The 19,020-nt window shown below is 39.7% G+C and carries 20 protein-coding genes; 10 read left to right on the top strand and 10 right to left on the bottom strand.

Annotated features, from left to right (window positions below; all coding sequences use genetic code 11):
- The first annotated feature begins 2 nt into the window (after positions 1-2).
- Complete coding sequence (locus ACIQXP_RS24190) at positions 3-506, top strand: gluconokinase (RefSeq protein WP_293743197.1); 504 nt, start codon at positions 3-5, stop codon at positions 504-506.
- On the opposite strand, the gene ACIQXP_RS24185 is transcribed toward ACIQXP_RS24190, so the two are convergent.
- Complete coding sequence (locus tag ACIQXP_RS24185; protein WP_387508408.1) at positions 487-1,734, bottom strand: 3-deoxy-D-manno-octulosonic acid transferase; 1,248 nt, start codon at positions 1,732-1,734, stop codon at positions 487-489. The genes ACIQXP_RS24190 and ACIQXP_RS24185 overlap by 20 nt on opposite strands.
- 294 nt (positions 1,735-2,028) lie before the next feature.
- On the opposite strand from ACIQXP_RS24185, the gene ACIQXP_RS24180 reads away from it, so the two are divergent.
- The 3 genes from ACIQXP_RS24180 to ACIQXP_RS24170 are packed head-to-tail and all read left to right on the top strand — an operon-like array spanning position 2,029 to position 4,639.
- Positions 2,029-3,057 carry a UDP-glucuronic acid decarboxylase family protein gene (locus tag ACIQXP_RS24180; protein WP_387508406.1) on the top strand — a complete coding sequence of 343 codons (1,029 nt, stop codon included), beginning with the start codon at positions 2,029-2,031 and terminating at the stop codon, positions 3,055-3,057.
- A gap of 1 nt (position 3,058) precedes the next feature.
- On the top strand, positions 3,059-4,081 hold the full coding sequence (galE, locus tag ACIQXP_RS24175; RefSeq protein ID WP_387508404.1) for a UDP-glucose 4-epimerase GalE: 1,023 nt from the start codon (positions 3,059-3,061) through the stop codon (positions 4,079-4,081).
- Positions 4,082-4,639 carry a hypothetical protein gene (locus ACIQXP_RS24170; RefSeq protein ID WP_387508402.1) on the top strand — a complete coding sequence of 186 codons (558 nt, stop codon included), beginning with the start codon at positions 4,082-4,084 and terminating at the stop codon, positions 4,637-4,639.
- A gap of 47 nt (positions 4,640-4,686) precedes the next feature.
- Here ACIQXP_RS24170 and ACIQXP_RS24165 read toward each other — a convergent pair whose 3' ends face one another.
- Both ACIQXP_RS24165 and ACIQXP_RS24160 read right to left on the bottom strand, forming a co-directional pair.
- Positions 4,687-5,916, bottom strand: coding sequence for an ABC transporter permease (locus tag ACIQXP_RS24165; RefSeq protein WP_293743201.1), 1,230 nt, complete (start codon positions 5,914-5,916; stop codon positions 4,687-4,689).
- A gap of 158 nt (positions 5,917-6,074) precedes the next feature.
- Positions 6,075-6,428: a HesB/IscA family protein gene (locus ACIQXP_RS24160; protein WP_090986779.1), complete on the bottom strand. Its 354-nt coding sequence runs from the start codon at positions 6,426-6,428 to the stop codon at positions 6,075-6,077.
- A 92-nt stretch (positions 6,429-6,520) separates the two neighbouring features.
- Between ACIQXP_RS24160 and ACIQXP_RS24155 the strand changes: the two genes are divergently transcribed.
- The 3 genes from ACIQXP_RS24155 to dnaA all read left to right on the top strand — a co-directional run bounded on the left by ACIQXP_RS24155 (position 6,521) and on the right by dnaA (position 10,720).
- Positions 6,521-7,051 carry a DUF7935 family protein gene (locus ACIQXP_RS24155; RefSeq protein WP_293743202.1) on the top strand — a complete coding sequence of 177 codons (531 nt, stop codon included), beginning with the start codon at positions 6,521-6,523 and terminating at the stop codon, positions 7,049-7,051.
- A 147-nt stretch (positions 7,052-7,198) separates the two neighbouring features.
- Positions 7,199-8,746, top strand: a complete 1,548-nt coding sequence (locus ACIQXP_RS24150; protein WP_387508399.1) for an acyl-CoA mutase large subunit family protein — start codon at positions 7,199-7,201, stop codon at positions 8,744-8,746.
- A 543-nt stretch (positions 8,747-9,289) separates the two neighbouring features.
- Complete coding sequence (gene dnaA, locus ACIQXP_RS24145) at positions 9,290-10,720, top strand: chromosomal replication initiator protein DnaA (RefSeq protein ID WP_090502090.1); 1,431 nt, start codon at positions 9,290-9,292, stop codon at positions 10,718-10,720.
- A 107-nt stretch (positions 10,721-10,827) separates the two neighbouring features.
- Here the strand turns inward: dnaA and ACIQXP_RS24140 are convergent, their stop codons facing one another.
- The 5 genes from ACIQXP_RS24140 to ACIQXP_RS24120 all read right to left on the bottom strand — a co-directional run bounded on the left by ACIQXP_RS24140 (position 10,828) and on the right by ACIQXP_RS24120 (position 13,805).
- Positions 10,828-11,379, bottom strand: coding sequence for an NUDIX hydrolase (locus tag ACIQXP_RS24140; RefSeq protein WP_145859588.1), 552 nt, complete (start codon positions 11,377-11,379; stop codon positions 10,828-10,830).
- Between the two features lie 44 nt (positions 11,380-11,423).
- Positions 11,424-11,813, bottom strand: coding sequence for a hypothetical protein (locus ACIQXP_RS24135; protein WP_293743204.1), 390 nt, complete (start codon positions 11,811-11,813; stop codon positions 11,424-11,426).
- A gap of 108 nt (positions 11,814-11,921) precedes the next feature.
- A complete protein-coding gene (locus tag ACIQXP_RS24130) occupies positions 11,922-12,692 on the bottom strand; it encodes a TPM domain-containing protein (RefSeq protein WP_090986544.1) in 771 nt (256 codons plus the stop codon).
- Positions 12,693-12,695: 3 nt separating this feature from the next.
- Complete coding sequence (locus tag ACIQXP_RS24125; protein ID WP_090986542.1) at positions 12,696-13,139, bottom strand: TPM domain-containing protein; 444 nt, start codon at positions 13,137-13,139, stop codon at positions 12,696-12,698.
- An 84-nt stretch (positions 13,140-13,223) separates the two neighbouring features.
- Complete coding sequence (locus ACIQXP_RS24120; protein WP_293743205.1) at positions 13,224-13,805, bottom strand: LemA family protein; 582 nt, start codon at positions 13,803-13,805, stop codon at positions 13,224-13,226.
- Positions 13,806-14,332: 527 nt separating this feature from the next.
- On the opposite strand from ACIQXP_RS24120, the gene ACIQXP_RS24115 reads away from it, so the two are divergent.
- The 3 genes from ACIQXP_RS24115 to ACIQXP_RS24105 are packed head-to-tail and all read left to right on the top strand — an operon-like array spanning position 14,333 to position 16,770.
- Positions 14,333-15,874, top strand: coding sequence for an NAD(P)/FAD-dependent oxidoreductase (locus tag ACIQXP_RS24115; protein WP_387508395.1), 1,542 nt, complete (start codon positions 14,333-14,335; stop codon positions 15,872-15,874).
- Between the two features lie 34 nt (positions 15,875-15,908).
- The gene (locus tag ACIQXP_RS24110) at positions 15,909-16,376 is read left to right on the top strand and encodes a DinB family protein (protein WP_387508393.1); all 468 of its coding nucleotides are present in this window, start codon (positions 15,909-15,911) and stop codon (positions 16,374-16,376) included.
- 34 nt (positions 16,377-16,410) lie between these two features.
- On the top strand, positions 16,411-16,770 hold the full coding sequence (locus tag ACIQXP_RS24105; protein WP_293743208.1) for a CoA-binding protein: 360 nt from the start codon (positions 16,411-16,413) through the stop codon (positions 16,768-16,770).
- On the opposite strand, the gene ACIQXP_RS24100 is transcribed toward ACIQXP_RS24105, so the two are convergent.
- Both ACIQXP_RS24100 and ACIQXP_RS24095 read right to left on the bottom strand, forming a co-directional pair.
- Positions 16,767-17,879 (bottom strand): acyloxyacyl hydrolase, encoded by a 1,113-nt coding sequence (locus ACIQXP_RS24100; protein WP_387508391.1) that lies wholly within the window; start codon positions 17,877-17,879, stop codon positions 16,767-16,769. The genes ACIQXP_RS24105 and ACIQXP_RS24100 overlap by 4 nt on opposite strands.
- Positions 17,879-18,844: a lipid A deacylase LpxR family protein gene (locus tag ACIQXP_RS24095; protein ID WP_387508389.1), complete on the bottom strand. Its 966-nt coding sequence runs from the start codon at positions 18,842-18,844 to the stop codon at positions 17,879-17,881. The genes ACIQXP_RS24100 and ACIQXP_RS24095 overlap by 1 nt, the downstream gene beginning before the upstream one ends.
- Between the last annotated feature and the right edge of the window lie 176 nt (positions 18,845-19,020).

The raw sequence follows: 19,020 nt of genomic DNA, 5'->3' as shown, positions 1-19,020 counted from the left end.
CGATGGGAAGTTTTATTATTTTAATGGGCGTATCAGGAAGTGGTAAAACAGTAATCGGAAAAGCCCTGGCCCCAAAAATAAATGCAGAATTTATAGATGGTGATAACCTGCATTCGCAACGGAACGTAGATAAAATGGCAGCTGGGATTGCCTTGACAGATGCTGATCGCTTAGATTGGCTACAGTTGATTGCTAAAGTTGGCCGTGAACATGCTGACAATGGAGGGAATTGTATTATCGCTTGTTCTGCACTTAAAAAATCTTACCGGGATCTGTTGAGAGCAGATGATAAATCCATACATTTTGTGTATTTGAAAGGAAGTTTCGATTTGATCCACGATCGCATTGTTAAACGTAGTCATCAATACATGCCTTCCAGCTTATTACAAAGTCAGTTTGAAACCTTAGAAGAGCCACAAGCAGATGAACCGGATGTATTTACCGTTTCTATTGACCAAAGTATATCCGAAATAGTTGAAGAAATTGCTAAGGCTGATCTGGTTTAGTAATTACAGAAACAATCTGACCTGTTGCCCCTTTTTTATCCTCCACATATTTTCTGGCCGTATTCGCTGCGTGTCGATCACTTGCAAAAGCATTAAAGGCATCAATTAGTTCTTCAGTTGATGTTATGCTTCTCGCCGCACCGATAGCAATAAGATCTTTTGCTTCCTGAAATTTATCGTATTTAGGTCCGAAAATTACCGGTAACCCAAATGCCGCAGCTTCTAAAGTGTTGTGGATACCTATGCCGAAGCCGCCGCCGATATAGGCCAGCTTACCATATTGATATAATGACGAAAGCATACCAATATTGTCGATGATTAGGATTTGAGATTTTGGATTTGAGTGTTGAGCACTGCTGACTTCTGACTGGGAACTGAAAACTGAAAACCGTACACTGCCAACTGAAAACTGTTTCTCAATACTTTCTAGATGGTTTTCGTGGATCTCGTGTGGGGCAATGATAAATTTCCAATTCGGATATTGCCGAGGTAATGCAGATAATATTTTTTCATCTTCGGGCCAGGTACTTCCGCAAACTAAAGTAGGGGCGCTACCGATAAAGCTATCAATAATATCGAGCTGTTTTGGTGATTGCGCATTTTCGTAGACCCTGTCGAAACGGGTATCGCCACTAATGGTCACATGATTTAATCCGATTGATTTTAAAAGGTTTGCGCTTTCCTCATTTTGCACAAAAAAGTAGGTGACCGATTTTAATATGTTCCGGTAAAAACTGCCATACCATTTAAAAAACACCTGACTTTCTCTGAAAATCCCGGAAATCACATATAAAGGAATACTCTTGGCTTTTAGTTCCTTAAAATAGAAATGCCAAAATTCATATTTAGTAAAAATCGCCATTTCAGGGTTTATGGCTGCTATGAAACGTTGGGCATTAGCCGCAGTATCAATCGGGAGATAAAATACGTCAGCCAAGGCATAATTTTTTCTGATCTCGTATCCCGAAGGTGAGAAAAAAGTAACTACAATTTTCTTTGTCGGGTAAAGAGCTTTCAGTTTTTCTAAAACCGGCCGGCCTTGTTCAAATTCGCCCAAAGAAGCAAAATGGAACCATACATGTTTTTTTGCTGGATTAACTTTCTGGGCAATCGAGGTAAAGATATTTTTGCGGCCAGTGATAAACAATTTTGCCTTTGGATTAAATAATGAGAATATCCTGATGAGTAAAGTATAGCCCCAGATTCCGATGATGTAAAGTAATTTCATATCTTCGTGCCAAGATAAAAGGAATATATTTAAAAAACTTAAAATATATGAAAGCCTTGCGTTTTACTGATATTAATGGATAAATAGACTTTACCGCCTGCCTTTTAGCTAATCAAAATAAAATGAGGAATCGGCCTGAAAAATAAAATCATTTTTGGTGGGCGGAATTGATACGATTTGAAAAAAATGACCGATCTTGGCTATAATTATAACGCCAAAGGTAGAAGACTATAAACCCCTGTTTTACCATTGTGGATAACATCAAAAATATATTGAATAAGATTATTAAAAAATATGAGTGAAATAAAGGAAAAATTCCCTTCGGAAAGTTTGGGGAGTAGAAAGAGAATATTGATTACAGGCGCAGCCGGATTTTTAGGCTCACACCTTTGTGATCGTTTTGTAAAAGAGGATTATCACGTGATCGGGATGGACAACCTGATTACCGGAGATATAGCTAATATCGAACACCTCTTTAAACTGGAGAATTTTGAGTTTTATAACCACGACGTTTCCAAATTTGTTCACATTCCAGGTAAGCTCGATTATATTTTACATTTTGCTTCACCTGCAAGTCCGATTGATTATCTTAAAATTCCAATCCAGACCCTTAAGGTAGGCTCTCTGGGCACACATAATCTTTTGGGTTTGGCGCGTAATAAGAACGCCCGGATGCTGATTGCATCTACTTCAGAAGTGTATGGCGATCCGAATGTAAATCCTCAACCGGAAGGATATTGGGGAAATGTAAATCCGGTGGGACCACGTGGTGTTTACGATGAGGCCAAGCGTTTTCAGGAAGCCATAACCATGGCTTACCATACTTTCCATGGTGTAGAGACCAGAATTGTTAGGATTTTTAATACCTACGGACCAAGAATGCGACTAAATGACGGACGTGTTTTACCTGCTTTTATCGGACAGGCTTTAAGAGGGGAAGATTTAACTGTTTTTGGTGATGGAAGTCAGACACGCTCTTTTTGTTATGTTGATGATCTGATAGAAGGTATATATCGTTTACTAATGAGCGACTATGCTCAGCCGGTAAACATTGGTAATCCGGATGAAATCACGATCAAACAATTTTGTGAAGAAATTATCAAGCTTACAGGTACTACGCAAAAAATTGTTTACAAGGAACTTCCGCAGGATGATCCGAAACAGCGTAGGCCGGATATTTCAAAAGCGAAAGAGCTATTGGGTTGGGAGCCAAAAATAGGTCGTGCAGAAGGATTAAAAATTACATATGAATACTTTAAGTCTTTGTCTTCAGAGGCTTTAGAAAAAATAGAACATAAAGATTTTACCACATTTAACCGTTAAAATGGCAAAAATATTAGTTACTGGCGGAACAGGATATATCGGTTCGCACACAGCAGTAGAATTACACAACGCAGGATACGAGGTTGTAATTATCGATAACCTTTCTAATTCGAATATCAAGATTTTAACCCAGCTGCATGCCATCACCGGTAAATGGTTTGATTTTCATGAAATTGATTTACAAGATGAAAAAGCAGTAAGGGAATTTGCCGAGAACCATGCTGATATAGATGGAATTATCCATTTTGCTGCTTACAAAGCGGTTGGTGAATCGGTAGAACAACCCTTAAAATATTATAAAAATAACTTTTTCGGATTAATTAACCTGCTTACCTCATTTAACAGGAAAATTAATTTTGTGTTTTCTTCATCATGTACAGTTTATGGTCAGCCAGATACTTTGCCGGTAAACGAAGCGGCATCAGTTAAAAAAGCAGAATCTCCTTATGGGAATACCAAACAGATTGCTGAAGAGATACTGGCAGAAACTGCTGCGGTAACGCCTGATCTAAGTGTAATCGCTTTGCGTTATTTTAATCCGGTTGGTGCACACGAAACTGCTTTGATTGGTGAGCTGCCAAATGGTGTACCTGCAAACCTTGTTCCCTTTATTACCCAATCAGCTATTGGAAAACGTGGTCCGATTACTGTTCACGGAAATGATTATGATACGCCGGATGGTTCCGCTATCCGCGATTATATCCATGTGGTTGATCTTGCAAAAGCACATGTTGCCGCTATAAAAAAATTAGAAGACGGGAACCCTAACGGTAACTATGATGTGTTCAATATCGGTACTGGTAAAGGATTTTCAGTTTTGGAGATTATTGCTGCTTTCGAAAAAGCAAACGGACAGAAACTGGATTATAAAATCGGGCCAAGAAGGGCAGGAGATGTTGTGGAGATTTATGGTGATGTAGAGAAATCAAATAATGAATTGGACTGGAAGGCCGCCCTTGATATCAATGAAATGATGCGCTCTGCCTGGGAGTGGGAAAAATACATTAAGGCTAATCCTTTTTAAATGAAATTATCGGAGCACAAAGATTTAAAAACCGCTATTGCCGCATTGCCTGTTAAAGAAAAAGACAAACTGTTATTGCGTCTGGTAGCAAAAGATAAAGTGCTTACCGAACACCTTCATTATAAGTTACTAGAGGATGAGACGGATCTGGAAGACCGTAAAGAAAGGATTAAGGCTGAAGTTGAGGAGCAGATTACTGAGCTTAAAAAACTGAATGCAAAAGAAGCTTTAGTAAAAGTAAGGAAGATGGTCACTGCTGTCAATCATTTTTACAAAGTGACAAAAGATCCTGTTGGAGAGGTTGAGCTAAAACTGTTTATTCTTAATACTATCCCTCTGGACTATAAAAAGTCAATTTTTGGTTACCGCGATTTTATGATGCTTTTTAGTGTTTATTACATTAAAACCGTTGCGGTAACCATCAATAAATTCAAAAAACTTCATGAAGATCTGCAGTTCGACTTTGCGGAAAACCTAAATCAGCTGCTTGATAAAATTTATTCCTCTAAATTGGCTGGTGCTGCAGAAGCCAGCAATTTACCAAAAGAAATCGTCTAAAGCTACAGCTTATCATTAGGCTCGGATTACGGGACTAGTGAGCCAGTTTATTCATACCTTAATGCCTCTACAGGATCCAGTCTGGAAGCTTTTTTTGCGGGATAATAACCAGATAAAATTCCAACTAATACACATAATACAAAGCCACCAATAATAAACAGCCATGGGATTAAAAATGAACCACCCATGGCTAGGGAGATTAAGTTTCCTAATACAATGCCGAGGAAAATCCCGAATACACCACCCATTAAGCAGATTACTACAGCTTCAATTAAAAACTGGCGGCGGATTACTTTTGGATTGGCCCCAATGGCTTTCCGTATACCAATTTCGCGCGTACGTTCGGTAACAGAAACCAGCATGATATTCATCAAACCTATCGAGGCTCCAATTAAAGTAATAATACCGATTGCGACACCACCGATGGCTACAAACGCCAGGTTTTCGAACAAGGTTTGGGCAATGGCATCACTTTTGGTAATTTCGAAATTATTGGGTTCGCTTACCTTTACTTTGCGTATATTTCTGAATAGCGCAGTAGATTCACCAATAATGTTTTCCTGCATGTCATTACTAGGTACCATTACTGTAATGGTGTAAGATGGATTGGCATTGGCATTAATCTGCCTTGCTTTCAACAGCGGCACATAAACGGCTCTGTCTCCACTAAAGCCCATACTCGATCCTTTTTTCTCCAAAATACCAACAATTTTAAATCGGTTATTGCCTACATTGATCAACTTATCCAAGGGATCTGAATCTTTGAAGAGTTTTTCAACTACTTCGCCACCAACTATGCAAACATTACTTCCCAACTGTATTTCAGAAACGCTAAAATTTCTTCCCTGTGAGAGGTTTAAGCCCTGAGCGGCTAAACCATTTTCATCAATTCCCTGAACGTTAATATTTGGGTTGGTTTTTAAACTGCCATATTTTATAGTAGAACCACCACTGGCAAAAACACTTACTGCCACGGTAGCGGGGGTATTCAGGCTATCTTTAAACTTAACGGCATCTTCGTAACGGATGGCTTTAAAAGGTTTAGGTCTTTTCCCGTTTCCAATTCTAATTCCTGTACCCCGGTTTCTGATGGTAAATGAGTTGGCTCCCATGCTACTAAAAGCATCTGTCATACTTTTTTTTACAGCATCAAGAGTGGTTAAAATCCCCACCAAAGCCATTAAACCAATGGCAATAATCAAGGCGGTAAGCATGGTACGCAAGCGGTTCGCTTTAATAGATTCTAATGCCAGTCGGATGTTTTCTCTGTAATTCATTTATTGTAAGTGCCAGGTCAGGTATCGAGTATTAAGTATGGAGATGGGATTTAACCTTTTACCCTACACCTTTTGCCTTAAACCTTTATGTGTAAAAATAAAAAAAGTCCCGATGTTTAGACAAGGGGACTGTATGATATGTTACAATAATATTTTATTTATGCCGAGAAACTCGTGCCACAGCCACAGGTGCTGGTTGCATTGGGGTTAATGAAGGTAAACCCACGTGAATTTAAGCCGTCCTGCCAATCAATCATCATGCCCATTAAATACATCTGGTGTGCTTTGTTCATGAAAACCTTAATGCCGTTGATCAGAAATTCCTGATCGCCATCTTTTTTCTGATCAAAACCTAAAACGTAATTCATGCCGGCACAGCCACCACCTTCAACGCCAACGCGCAATCCGTAATCATCGCCAATTTCCTGCTGATCTTTTAGTTTATATAACTCTTTGGCTGCCCCTTCGGAAAAACTAACTGGTGCAAATGCTGTATCAACTGTTGTGCTCATGTTATTTAAATTTAATCTGTTACAAATATAAATAATAATGTACATTTTTGCTTTTAGCAGGCAGTTAATATTACTGTACTTAAACAATACTTATGAATACACAACAGATTTTAGTTGATATAATAATCTTATTTGCAGGCATTTTTATGGCCTTAATGGCAACTTATTACATTTTAAGAAACGATATTCAACGTTTTTTTAACTTAAAAACCATCGAACTGAACAAAGAGAGCCGGACGCAGATTTTACCCCTGCGCTTACAGGCCCATGAACGTTTAATTATATTTGTTGACCGTATTAACCCTGCTAATTTGCTTGTTCGGTTGCATCAGCAAGGGATTGCCATCGCTACTTTACAAGCAGGTATTTTAAATGAAATCCGTTCAGAATATCAACATAACATTACCCAGCAGCTGTACATAGATAGTGTAACCTGGGGAGTGGTAAGAAAACTAAAAGATGATACCATTGCCATGATCAATAACGCGGTGCCAGGTTTACCAGCCGATGCAAATGGGATCGAACTCAGTAAAGCAATTTTACAGCACATGGCCGGTATAGATGAAAATCCGTATGATTTAACAATTGAGATGATCAAGAAAGACATTTATAAACTGTTTTAGAATTGATTGTTAAATGAAATCTGGTGCATAGCTGATTTTATAGTTACCGATTAACCGTTTTCGATAAGTAACCACGAACTGTTGGCTACCGGCCTAAAGCACAAAAAACTAGTGGCTAATGAACCATTGAACTAATAAACTAACCAAATGAGCGAGAAAAAGCATACTACTACTTCGGGGATTGAAATAAGAGCCTTATATACAGAAGCGAAGCCCATGAAAGAGCTGCCTGGTGAATTTCCTTTTACCAGGGGAATCCAGAAAGATATGTACCGTGGGCGCTTATGGACGATGCGGCAGTATGCTGGTTTCTCGACCGCTGAAGAATCAAACAAACGTTATCATTATTTATTGGCACAGGGAACAACTGGTTTGTCTGTTGCTTTTGATCTTCCCACGCAAATTGGTTACGACTCTGATCATGAAATGGCTGAAGGAGAGGTAGGCAAAGTTGGAGTGGCTATTGATTCATTAAAGGATCTTGAAATTTTATTTGATGGTATCGAGCTGAAAGACATCACGACCTCAATGACGATCAATGCAACGGCTTCAATTTTATTGGCCATGTACATTGCGCTGGCCAAAAAGCAAGGTGCAGATTTAAAGCAGATTTCGGGTACAATACAGAACGACATCCTTAAAGAGTATGCAGCAAGGGGAACATACATCTATCCGCCAAAGCCATCGATGCGTTTAATTACCGATATTTTTGAGTTTTGCAGTAACGAAGTGCCAAAGTGGAATACCATTTCTATCTCTGGCTATCATATCCGTGAAGCTGGATCTACCGCGGTGCAGGAACTTGCTTTTACATTGGCCAATGGCAAAGCTTATTTAAAAGCTGCTTTAGATAAAGGTTTAGATATTAACATCTTTGCGAAACGTTTGTCATTCTTCTTCAACTGCCACAATAATTTCTTTGAAGAAATAGCCAAGTTTAGGGCCGCAAGGCGCATGTGGGCAAAAATTACCAAAGATCTGGGCGCTACAGATGAAAAGGCCCAGATGTTGAGGTTTCACACCCAAACCGGAGGTTCAACCTTAACTGCGCAACAACCATTAAACAATGTAATCAGGGTTAGTAACCAGGCTATGGCTGCGGTTTTAGGCGGGACCCAATCCTTACATACCAACGGTTATGACGAAGCGTTGTCACTCCCAACAGAATCGGCGGCGAAAATTGCTTTACGCACTCAGCAAATCATTGCCTTTGAAAGCGGGGTTACTGATACAGTAGATCCGTTAGCAGGCTCATTTTTTGTAGAAAGCCTAACCGATGAGGTAGAAGCTGCAGCCTGGGCTTATATCGATAGGATAGATGCTATGGGAGGATCAGTTAATGCCATTGAAAATGATTATATGCAAAATGAAATTGCTGGTGCTGCGTATCAATATCAAAAGGAAATTGAAAACCGCGAAAGGATTTCGGTCGGCGTAAATAAGTTTACCCAGGAGGAAGAAGGTTTTACCGAAGTGTTTAATATAGATGATTCCATCCGCAAGCTGCAATCCGAGAAGCTGGATCATTTAAAATCAACCCGCGATCAGCTTGCGGTTGAGCAAGCATTACAGCAATTAAAAGAAGCGGCCAAAGGCGAAACGAACCTGATGCCATTGATTATTGACGCCGTTGAGAAATATGCTACACTTGGAGAAATTGCAGATGTATTTAGAGCCACTTTCGGCGTTTATTAACTGAATATTTAACGCATTGGTGTTTGCTTTGCTTTGAAAGTAAATAATAAGATGTTCTGCTTTTTTGATAGACAATCGCAACGTACCAAAAATTTCGTTCTTCGGTGATGAAAATATCAGCACTAAACTGTTGTAAAATTAATTCAGTGATAAAATGCCGGGAGCTATATTATGCCATATTTTTAATTCAATATTAATTTATCAAAGCTATGGTTTTGATTCTCAGTTTATTTGAAATCTAAAATGCTAAAACGGTTAACTATGGTTAAAAATGGCTTAGATTTTGCTTTTCAGGAGCCGTTCGAAGTGAGGAAAGGATATTGGAAATAAATCGGGAATAATGTGGATAACCAGTGTTAATAAATAGTTATCAACATAAAAAATTGAGGTTAACAGGTATACTGTATTACCTATCAATAGGTTACGATTTATTTAAAATTTTTGTTTAAAATGTTGATAATTATGTCAATATTCGTAGTCCCTAAACGGACCATCCCTTTAATTCGAATAGGTACTGTTAACCAATAAATTATAGAAATCGCAATGGAAAAAACTTGTACAGAAGTATGGAAGAACTGTCTTCAAATTATTAAGGATAACATTCCGGGCCAAAGTTTCAAAACTTGGTTCGAGCCGATAACGGCTCTTAAATTGGAAGGCAAGGTTTTAACCATACAGGTGCCAAGTTTGTTCTTTTACGAATGGCTTGAAGAACATTATGTGGGCTTGCTGCGCAAGACCGTAAAGAAACAACTTGGAGAGGATGGCAGGTTGGAATATAACATCGTTGTAGATAAATCATCAAACAGCGGTAATCCTTATACTACCAATATGCCCTCAAATGGAAACGGAGCGGAGGCAAAGGTACAATCGATGCCGATTCCGGTTTCCATTAATAAGGATATTAAAAACCCATTTATTATCCCTGGATTAAAAAAATTAAATGTTGATCCGCAATTAAACGCTAACTATACTTTCGAAAATTATATCGAGGGAGATTGTAATCGCCTGGCGCGTTCTGCAGGTTACGCTGTAGCGGCTAAACCGGGTGGCACATCTTTTAACCCTTTAATGATTTATGGTGGAGTTGGTTTGGGTAAAACGCATCTGGCACAGGCAATCGGTAATGAGATCAAACGGAGCATGCCAGATAAATTAGTGATCTACGTAAGCTGCGAGAAATTCTGTCAGCAGTTTGTAGATTCGTTAAAAAACAACACCATTAACGATTTCGTTAACTTTTACCAGGCAATGGATGTAATCATTATGGATGATGTGCACAACTTCGCAGGTAAAGAAAAAACACAGGATATTTTCTTCCACATCTTCAACCACTTGCATCAATCGGGCAAACAGGTAATCTTAACTTCTGATAAAGCACCGAAAGATTTAGCCGGTTTGGAAGAACGTTTGTTAAGTCGTTTTAAATGGGGTCTATCTGCTGATCTGCAAATTCCTGATCTGGAAACGCGTATCGCTATTTTAAGGAAGAAAATGTATGCAGATGGTATTGAGTTACCTGGTGAGGTGGTGGAGTATGTTGCGCACAACATTGATAATAATGTGCGTGAATTAGAAGGTGCTATGGTATCTCTTTTGGCACAGGCCACGCTAAATAAAAAAGAAATTGATTTGGCGCTAGCTAAGCAGATGTTGAAAAACTTTATTAAAAATACTTCAAAGGAAATTTCAATGGAGTACATCCAGAAATTGGTTTGCGAGTATTTTGAGGTTCCTGTTGATATGGTGAAATCGCAAACACGTAAACGCGAAATTGTTCAGGCTCGTCAGATTTCAATGTATCTCTCTAAAAGCCATACTAAATCATCATTAAAAACAATTGGTGCTTTCTTTGGTGGACGGGATCACAGTACAGTAATTTATGCCTGCCAAACCGTTGAAGATTTAATCGATACTGATAAGAAATTCAAAGCTTACGTACACGATATCCAAAAGAAATTGAAAATGAGTTAAACTTTTACGAGCTTATTGCTAATAAAAAAAGCAGCCAGAAGTTTAGCATCTGGCTGCTTTTTTTACCTGTAATTTTTGAGATGGGAATAAGGGGCCTGTCTCAGATTTTACAAGCCCTTGGCTATTTCCTGGAACCCATAAAACAAAGCTGCAACATGTAAGGCCTGGGCTATTTTGTTTTCATTAATCAGTTGCTTTACTTCATCAACAGTATACTCTTCAACATTTAAAATTTCGTGTTCATCTAAATGCTGTTCATGGGTTTTGATACCACCTGTTAAAAAGTAGGTAAATGTTCGGTTGTTCGATGTTGCAGGATTGGGATAAAGTTCGGCAATAAATTTACAGGTTTTAAAACTGTAACCTGTCTCTTCCAGCAGTTCACGCTTTACTGCGAACTCCGGCGCTTCGTCACCATCAATCACGCCACCTGGAACTTCGAGCGAAACGATGTCAGCTGCATGGCGGTACTGGCGTACCATAATTATTTTTCCTTCTTCTGTTAATGCAATGGCATTTACCCAATTTGGGTATTCTAAAACATAATAATCATCCTTAATTACGCCACCCGGAAGTTTCACTTCATCAACGCGCAAGGTAGCCCACTGTTCGCGTACCAAATATTTAGAGGCAATTTTCTGCCACTTTTCTATAATCATTTAATTTATGTTGTTTATTTTGTTTGGCTCCATGCGCTTGGCGTTTAGCGCAGGTATTGTTGTATTGTTTTCTGACGGTGCAGGTTTACCAAATGTACAATCTTATGTTCATCCGACAGGTATTGATATACAAAATTAAGTTTTGGCGCAACAGTCTGGTTACGCTCCTGGCTTATGCCTAACTCATAATATAAAAATTCGCTTAACGAATCAAGTTTTTCGGGAGGAAGGTTGCTTGCCACGAGCCAATTTTCAAAAACAGACAGGTTTTCATTTTCTAAAATTTCTTTTGGCAATTGAAAACCACTTTCCATAGTTTCTTCGAAAAGTCGATCGGCTTCAGCTAATCTACCCTCTAATTTGAGTCCCATGATGCGGGCTAAAACCTGGGCCAGTTTCTGTATTTCAGCTGTAATTAAATCTCTTCGGTACATGGATGTAAGTTGAAATGTTATTTTGTTGGAAACTTAAAATGTTCTGTAATGCTCAAAACAAAACCTTTTCCAATCTATGGACTATGGACTATGGACTATGGACTAAAGCTACCAGCTTCCGCTGCTGCCCCCTCCACCAAAGCTGCCTCCGCCAAAACCACCGAATCCGCCGCCTCCGCCACCGGAAGAACCGCCTCCCCAGCCACCACTGCTCCGGCCACCGCCACTTCCAAATAACATCGCCCAAAAAAGCGCGTTAGATGCTCCTCGTCCGCCAATAACTTCGCTTCCGCCTCCACCACCTTTTCTCATGATGATGATAATCACAATTACAATAATAATAATGATGGCAATGCTACCTGAGCCGCCTTTCTTTGAAGAAGCTTTCGGATTATCATTTTTATATTCTCCTCTGGTATATTTTATAATGGATGTCGTAGCCTCATCTAAGCCTGCATAATAATTTCCTGCTCTAAAATTAGGTTTAATATCATTATCAATAATACGCTTGGCGTAAATATCGGGTAAGGCGCCTTCAAGGCCATAACCGGTTTGTATAGAGATTTTTCGGTCGCCAACTGCCACCACGATCATAATACCATTGTTTTTGCCGCTTTGCCCAACACCCCATTTTCGGCCCAGTTCTACAGCATACTCATTAATATCATAATCGCCTACCGATTTTAAAATAGCAACAGCAATCTGTGTCGAAGACGAATCGTTAAAGGTTACCAATTTATTTTCGAGTTCCTGTTTCTGATCGGCCGATAGTACATTGGCATAATCGTTAACCAAAGTACCAGGCTTTTCCGGAAAATCCTGTGCAAAAGCAAAAGCAAATAATAAACTGAATAATGATAAAAGGAATATTTTCTTCATCTCTTATTTGTTTTCAAGGTTATCCATAAAAACAATATCGTTCGGTAATTCATTGATATCACCTTTTTGCGGAGGGAAGAACAAGGCTAACTTTTCTCCAGCCAATGCTACACCCGCAATAATACCATCAGCCAGATTACCTTTTGCAAAATGCGCTGTCATGGCAATTTTAGTCGTTTCCCAAAAGTTATCAGGTACTACTTTGTGAATGCCAACATCGCCGATAATGGCAAATTTATGGTCAGCATGTGCCAGATAAATCAGCACGCCATTTCTTTTTGCAGTTTTATCCATATCCAGTTTAGCAAAATATTCAGTGGCTTTTTCGTATGGATCGCCTGCGCAATGTTTATCAATAGCGATTCTAATTTCTCCGGAGGTTGCCCTTTCTGCATCGGAAATCGCATTTGCGATTTTTTCCTGTTCAATATCTGAAAATAACGACATGTACTTATTTTTATATGAAGTAAAAAGGGTAATAAATGTTCAATTCATAAACATTCACTACCCTGGTATGTGGTGTCGGGAATATTAAAATTCTACTTTAGGTGCATCTTTGGCAGAAGCATCAGCCTCAAAATATCCTTTAGGTTTAAATCCGAACATCCCAGCTGTTAAATTGTTAGGGAAAGACCTGATTTTTCCATTGTATTCCTGCACTGCATCATTAAAATCTTTACGGGCAACAGTAATTCTGTTTTCGGTACTCTCTAACTGTGCAGATAAATCGCTGAACTGTTGAGTAGCCCTTAATTCAGGGTAACTTTCAGTAATCGATAATAATTTACCAAGTGCCTGACTCAATTGTCCCTGTGCAGCCTGGTATTTCTGGATATTCTCAGGAGTCAGCTCATCAGCTTTAACCGTCATCTGTGTTGCTTTTGCACGTGCTTCCGTTACTGCAGTTAGTGTTCCCTGCTCAAATTTAGCAGCTCCTTTTACAGTTGCCACCAGGTTCGGAATCAAATCCGCTCTTCGTTGGTACTGGGTTTGCACCGTTCCCCATTTCGATTTAACGTTCTCGTCGAGTTTAACCATGCTGTTATAACCGCATGAACTTAAAGTACTCACCGCAATAACTGCGGCTAAAAATCCAAATATTAATCTTTTCATTTTTATGGTTTTGTCTTTTTTAATAGAATTGATTGATGGTCAATTTACGAATTAGATATCAAATTGTATGCCTTTGTTACACTTTGCCTGTTTATATGACAGCTTGGCAAGCTACTTTCCGGAATTCATCCACAGCATCAAGCATTTTTTTAAACCAATATCCAATCTAACAGCTTCTTTATGGAACGCAAGGTGCCATTTTTAAGCGGACGTTCCTGCTCTGGGCCTTATCCTGATGAAAACCTGGGAAGCATGCAAACACACAGAAAAATTAGGTCTGCAACAGTTAAAACATAGATAGTAGCAGAAAAAACATCTAAAACCGATCGAACGGATGCCCCCGGCCTTCACCGGGGCAGGAGGTAGAGCGGGAACAGACCGGCCTGTGAAATACTGAAACTGCTTTTCAAACAATGAAAAATCAACATTAATCATCCAACAAGTTTAAGGAAGCATTCCAAAAGCGACAAATATTCTTTCCGGATGCTTATCTTTGTAGCTGTTCGGGATAAAAACCTGACTTATTTATGCAAAAAGACATCGAAATTACTTTGCTCCCTAATCAGGTTGAGCAGATTGAAGTTATTAAACAGAAACTTGCGGCAGGTTTAAAGCTTTCTGAAACGAGGATTAAAGGTTATGAAATTCTAAAAAGATCGATTGATGCCCGTTCAAGAAAGGTGATCTTTCGTCTACAAGTAAAGGTTTTTGTAGATGAAGAAGCCGTTCCCGAAGTTTTTCACATCAACTATCCCAACGTAAGCGAAGCCAAACCTGTCATTATTATCGGCGCTGGTCCGGCGGGTTTGTTTGCAGCACTGCAATGCATCGAAAATGGATTTAAACCCATTATTATCGAAAGAGGAAAAGATGTTAAACAGCGGCGTAGAGATTTGGCGGCCATAAATAAGCAGGGTTTGGTTAACACCGAATCTAATTACTGTTATGGCGAAGGTGGTGCCGGAACCTATTCTGACGGTAAATTATATACACGCTCTAATAAACGTGGCGACATCAATAAAGTACTGCAGGTTTTTGTAAACCATGGGGCAGAGGCCGATATTGCGATCGATGCCCGTCCACATATTGGTACCAACAAACTTCCCCATATCATTACATCTATAAAAGATACGATCTTAAATGCCGGCGGTGAAGTGATGTTCGATAGCAGGATGACTGATATTTTGATCGAATTTGGAAAAGTAAAAGGCGTTGAGATAAATTTTGAAGAAAAGTTGTTTGCTGATGATATTATTTTGGCAACAGGTCATTCTGCAAGAGATGTGTACGAATTATTGAACAGTAAAAATATCTTAATTGAAGCAAAACCATTTGCGTTAGGTGTCCGGATTGAACATCCTCAGGCAATTATTGATTCGGCCCAATACCATTGCGATATCCGCTCTGAATTTTTGCCGCCAGCTTATTACAGTTTGGTTGAGCAGGTTGGTACACGTGGCGTATTTTCTTTTTGCATGTGTCCCGGGGGAATCATTGCACCTTGTTCCACCGGCGAAAATGAGATTGTGGTTAACGGCTGGTCGCCATCTAAACGGAATAATCCTTTCGCCAATTCCGGAACTGTGGTTCAGGTCACATTAAATGATGTTCAGGGTTATGATCCGTTGAGAATGTTAAATTTTCAGTCTGAAATCGAAAAAGCCGCTTTTGAAGCCGGTGGCGGTAATTTGGTAGCCCCTGCACAGCGGATGGTCGACTTTGTGAACAATAAATTATCAATCGATTTGCCAAAAAACTCCTATCTGCCTGGTACCAAAAGTTCGATGCTGGATAATATTCTGCCCAATTTCGTATCTGATAGTCTGCGTGCGGCATTGCCCCTGTTTGGAAAAAAAATTAGAGGATATTATACCAACGAAGCCATTCTAGTTGGGGTAGAAAGCAGAACATCCTCACCAGTCAGGATTCCGAGAGATAAAGAAACCTATCAGCATCCTCAGTTAAAAGGTTTATATCCTTGTGCAGAAGGAGCAGGTTACGCCGGTGGAATTGTCTCGGCAGCAATTGATGGAATCAACTGTGCGAATGCAATATTGAGCGCACATTAACAAACTTTTACCGTGTACCAATTGTTATCCGGGTATGTTTAATGTTACGAACGAAATAAAAAAAGCTTTTAATGGCGATGCCTGGCATGGTAACCATGTGATGCAAACGCTCAATAATGTTAATCCAGAAAGCGCGTTTAGCCATTTTGTTCCGGGTGCGCACTCTATAGCTGAAATCGCTCTGCATTTAACCGCATGGACGGAAGAAGTTTCTTCCAGACTGGTAGGCAAACCGGCGGCTGAGCCTGAGAGGGGTGACTGGCCTGAACCCGTAGAGCGCACAGCCCAGGCATGGGAACGCATTATCTTTGATTTTAAGATAGCAAACGAAGAATTGATCCGCCTTTGCGAAAGTTTAAAAAACAGCCAGTGGAATGAGGATGTAAAAAATGAACGAAATCCGGCGCTTGGCACCGGGGTAACCAATGCGGAGCTTGTAAGTGGACTGGCACAGCACAATGCCTATCACTCCGGCCAGATTGCTTTATTATCGAAATTTTAGGCTGTGTAATCCTTCATCTGTGTAATCATTTGTTATGAAAAAGACTTTAATTATCGGCGCATCGCCAGATCCATCCAGGTATGCATACAAGGCAGCCCATATGCTCAAGCGTTTCAATCATGACATTGTTAATGTTGGTATAAAAAAAGGGGAAGTAGCAGGTGTTGAAATCGAAAAGCCTGGAGAAATCCATCAGGATATTGATACCGTCACCTTATACATCGGTCCGGCTTTGCAGCCACAATACCACGATTATATTTTATCTACAAAACCAAAAAGGGTAATCTTCAATCCGGGTACCGAAAATTATGAATTGGAGAAATTATTAGACCTGCACGGTATAGAACCTGTTGAAGCCTGCACCTTGGTTTTGCTTAGCACAGGGCAATATTAAAATCTATAAACCACACCCCAGTTTACGAAATCGGCCTGGGCAAAATGCATATAGGTTTTGGCCTGTAAACCCAAATGTGGAGTGATGTTGAAAGTTGGTCCAAAGGTCCAATACCAGGTTGCTTTATCCATCAATCTATTGAAATGGATGTATTTACCGATCTGTCCCGCAACGGTTACCCGCCATAAGTTAATGTCGGCACCTATACTGATGCCGGTTCGCCATTGATCATATGAAGTACCATAGTTTTGAAATGTATTACCATAGTTGTTGGGATCGAAAGTAGTATAATAATAAACTGCATCGGCACCCGCCTTAAGCGACATTACATCACTCAAATAAAAGTTATAACCTGCATATAACCCGCTTTTGTACAGGCTTTTATTTCTATTCTCAAATACGCCCCTCGCGCCCAAACCTACACTAAGTTCAATCGAATTACGCTGTAAGGTTGTGTAGGTGCTTTTCCGTTCCTCAGTTAATGTTTTTGGATTGTTGAGTTTAAGCCCGATGTAAACATTGCCGGTATTCAATCCGCCGTTGGGAACAGTAGCCCCTCCGTTTGATGCATGTAGAAAACCGAAACCAGCCAATAAATCAATGTACTTCCCGACTGCCAGCTCCATACCTAAATCTGCTTTAATGATTTCGTTAACCGCACTTCCTAAAAACCGGTTTTTAGTATTATTATAATAATACTTGTTTGTGTAACCCAGGCCCACACCAGGTGTGAAGTTAAATCTGACTCTTCCGGTTTTGAATAATTGAAAGTCCATCTGGGCCACTAGGCCATATATTTGCCCAAAGGCATTGGCCGATGTATCTTTTGTACCTTTCAGTTTACTTAAATTCCTAAAAACAAAGCCAATTCCGTAAGATTTTGCCCCGCTGAATCCGATCCATTTATCACCGTTCTGGCTAATGTCCTTAAAATAAGCCGCGTCTAAACCTGTAATCTGATCCTGAAATAAATGTCCCTGATCGTTATTGATATGTGTGCCAAATATGGGTTTAAAAATAATAGAACCATTTTCTGGGGCAATCTGAGCCTTGGCAAATGAATAGCCTGTGGTAACTAAAATCAACAATAAGAGTAGCTGTTTTTTCATTAGTTTTTACTAAAACGGTAAGCAAGACTATAAAAGGCATAACGATAGCCTTTGGCGCTGTGTTGAACCTCGTTTGAAGTAAAGGTAGCGGTATAATTGGCTGTCCAGCGCGCAATGCTAAAAGTTAGCCCTACCTGCGTGGTAAAAACCATGGGCTTCGGCTTAAAGGTAACCGGCCCCTTATCTTTCAGGAACAGACCGCCCTGAAGGCTCGAATCATAGGCTATTGCGTGTAGCTGTGGTGCCACCGAAAGGAAAAGTTCATATTTACATTTAGCACGATTTTTATGATGATTGCTTATCAAACTGTTAAATGCAGCTGAGCCATCCATTTCATTAAATTTTCCTAATCTGAGTAATGCGCCAACATTTGCTTTCGTTATTACATTGCCCGCTGCTGCCGAAGCAGTTCCTGTAACATCAAATATTTCGCCAGGTGTAGCCAGCAGGCGTTTGTTGTATTCAATACCAAGATTAAGCGTGGGTTCGCTATTTAGTCCATATTCCCAGCCGGCAATTTGATTCTGGCCAACGAGTTTATGGTAAGTTTTCTGGAATTCTTCGCCCAGGGCATCCTTTCCTGTTAGGCCAACCTGTGCCGAAACCTTTAAGAGTTGTTTGTTTTGATAGAACCTGCTATAATTAGCCTCACCATAAAGATAGGCCGTAAAAGGACGGTCGTGCAGGGCAGGGTTCGGAGCAAAACTATAATAAGGATTGTATATTTTCTGGCCCAATTCGAAACCAATAACTTCCTTACTACGTCCGGTTTTCAGGTTGTCGCCATCTAAGGCATGCCTGTATTTAATAAAAAAACCATTAGTGTAATATTTATCGCTCGTAATATCTATGTAAGCGTCATTCTCTGTAATAACCACGAGTTCATTTTTGTAATTCTGGGCCTGGCTAAACTTTGCCATAAAGATAAAGAGCAGCGGTAAGTATGTTTTAAGCGCAATTTTCATTAATAAGGATGTTTATTACGTGGTAAAAGTATTAATTATTGTTTAATATCCCGATAATTCAATTATTCACTTATTGTGCTATTGTTTATTAGCAAAGCAGGGGCTGGTGGTACTATATAAGCATGTTCCCGCTATTTGCTCCAAATCCTCGCTGCGCTGTGGGTTTTCCGCTGCTA

This window comes from Pedobacter suwonensis, from assembly GCF_044762335.1.
Taxonomy (GTDB): Bacteria; Bacteroidota; Bacteroidia; order Sphingobacteriales; family Sphingobacteriaceae; genus Pedobacter.
The sequence above is the reverse complement of the archived record's forward strand: the minus strand, read 5'-3'. Positions and strand labels throughout refer to the sequence as shown.

Excerpts from the sequence above, each read along its gene's own strand:
- ACIQXP_RS24190 (WP_293743197.1), top strand. The coding sequence starts at position 3 with ATGGGAAGTTTTATTATTTTAATGGGCGTATCAGGAAGTGGTAAAACA.
- ACIQXP_RS24185 (WP_387508408.1), bottom strand. The coding sequence starts at position 1,734 with ATGAAATTACTTTACATCATCGGAATCTGGGGCTATACTTTACTCATC.
- ACIQXP_RS24180 (WP_387508406.1), top strand. The coding sequence starts at position 2,029 with ATGAGTGAAATAAAGGAAAAATTCCCTTCGGAAAGTTTGGGGAGTAGA.
- galE (WP_387508404.1), top strand. The coding sequence starts at position 3,059 with ATGGCAAAAATATTAGTTACTGGCGGAACAGGATATATCGGTTCGCAC.
- ACIQXP_RS24170 (WP_387508402.1), top strand. The coding sequence starts at position 4,082 with ATGAAATTATCGGAGCACAAAGATTTAAAAACCGCTATTGCCGCATTG.
- ACIQXP_RS24165 (WP_293743201.1), bottom strand. The coding sequence starts at position 5,916 with ATGAATTACAGAGAAAACATCCGACTGGCATTAGAATCTATTAAAGCG.
- ACIQXP_RS24160 (WP_090986779.1), bottom strand. The coding sequence starts at position 6,428 with ATGAGCACAACAGTTGATACAGCATTTGCACCAGTTAGTTTTTCCGAA.
- ACIQXP_RS24155 (WP_293743202.1), top strand. The coding sequence starts at position 6,521 with ATGAATACACAACAGATTTTAGTTGATATAATAATCTTATTTGCAGGC.
- ACIQXP_RS24150 (WP_387508399.1), top strand. The coding sequence starts at position 7,199 with ATGAGCGAGAAAAAGCATACTACTACTTCGGGGATTGAAATAAGAGCC.
- dnaA (WP_090502090.1), top strand. The coding sequence starts at position 9,290 with ATGGAAAAAACTTGTACAGAAGTATGGAAGAACTGTCTTCAAATTATT.
- ACIQXP_RS24140 (WP_145859588.1), bottom strand. The coding sequence starts at position 11,379 with ATGATTATAGAAAAGTGGCAGAAAATTGCCTCTAAATATTTGGTACGC.
- ACIQXP_RS24135 (WP_293743204.1), bottom strand. The coding sequence starts at position 11,813 with ATGTACCGAAGAGATTTAATTACAGCTGAAATACAGAAACTGGCCCAG.
- ACIQXP_RS24130 (WP_090986544.1), bottom strand. The coding sequence starts at position 12,692 with ATGAAGAAAATATTCCTTTTATCATTATTCAGTTTATTATTTGCTTTT.
- ACIQXP_RS24125 (WP_090986542.1), bottom strand. The coding sequence starts at position 13,139 with ATGTCGTTATTTTCAGATATTGAACAGGAAAAAATCGCAAATGCGATT.
- ACIQXP_RS24120 (WP_293743205.1), bottom strand. The coding sequence starts at position 13,805 with ATGAAAAGATTAATATTTGGATTTTTAGCCGCAGTTATTGCGGTGAGT.
- ACIQXP_RS24115 (WP_387508395.1), top strand. The coding sequence starts at position 14,333 with ATGCAAAAAGACATCGAAATTACTTTGCTCCCTAATCAGGTTGAGCAG.
- ACIQXP_RS24110 (WP_387508393.1), top strand. The coding sequence starts at position 15,909 with ATGTTTAATGTTACGAACGAAATAAAAAAAGCTTTTAATGGCGATGCC.
- ACIQXP_RS24105 (WP_293743208.1), top strand. The coding sequence starts at position 16,411 with ATGAAAAAGACTTTAATTATCGGCGCATCGCCAGATCCATCCAGGTAT.
- ACIQXP_RS24100 (WP_387508391.1), bottom strand. The coding sequence starts at position 17,879 with ATGAAAAAACAGCTACTCTTATTGTTGATTTTAGTTACCACAGGCTAT.
- ACIQXP_RS24095 (WP_387508389.1), bottom strand. The coding sequence starts at position 18,844 with ATGAAAATTGCGCTTAAAACATACTTACCGCTGCTCTTTATCTTTATG.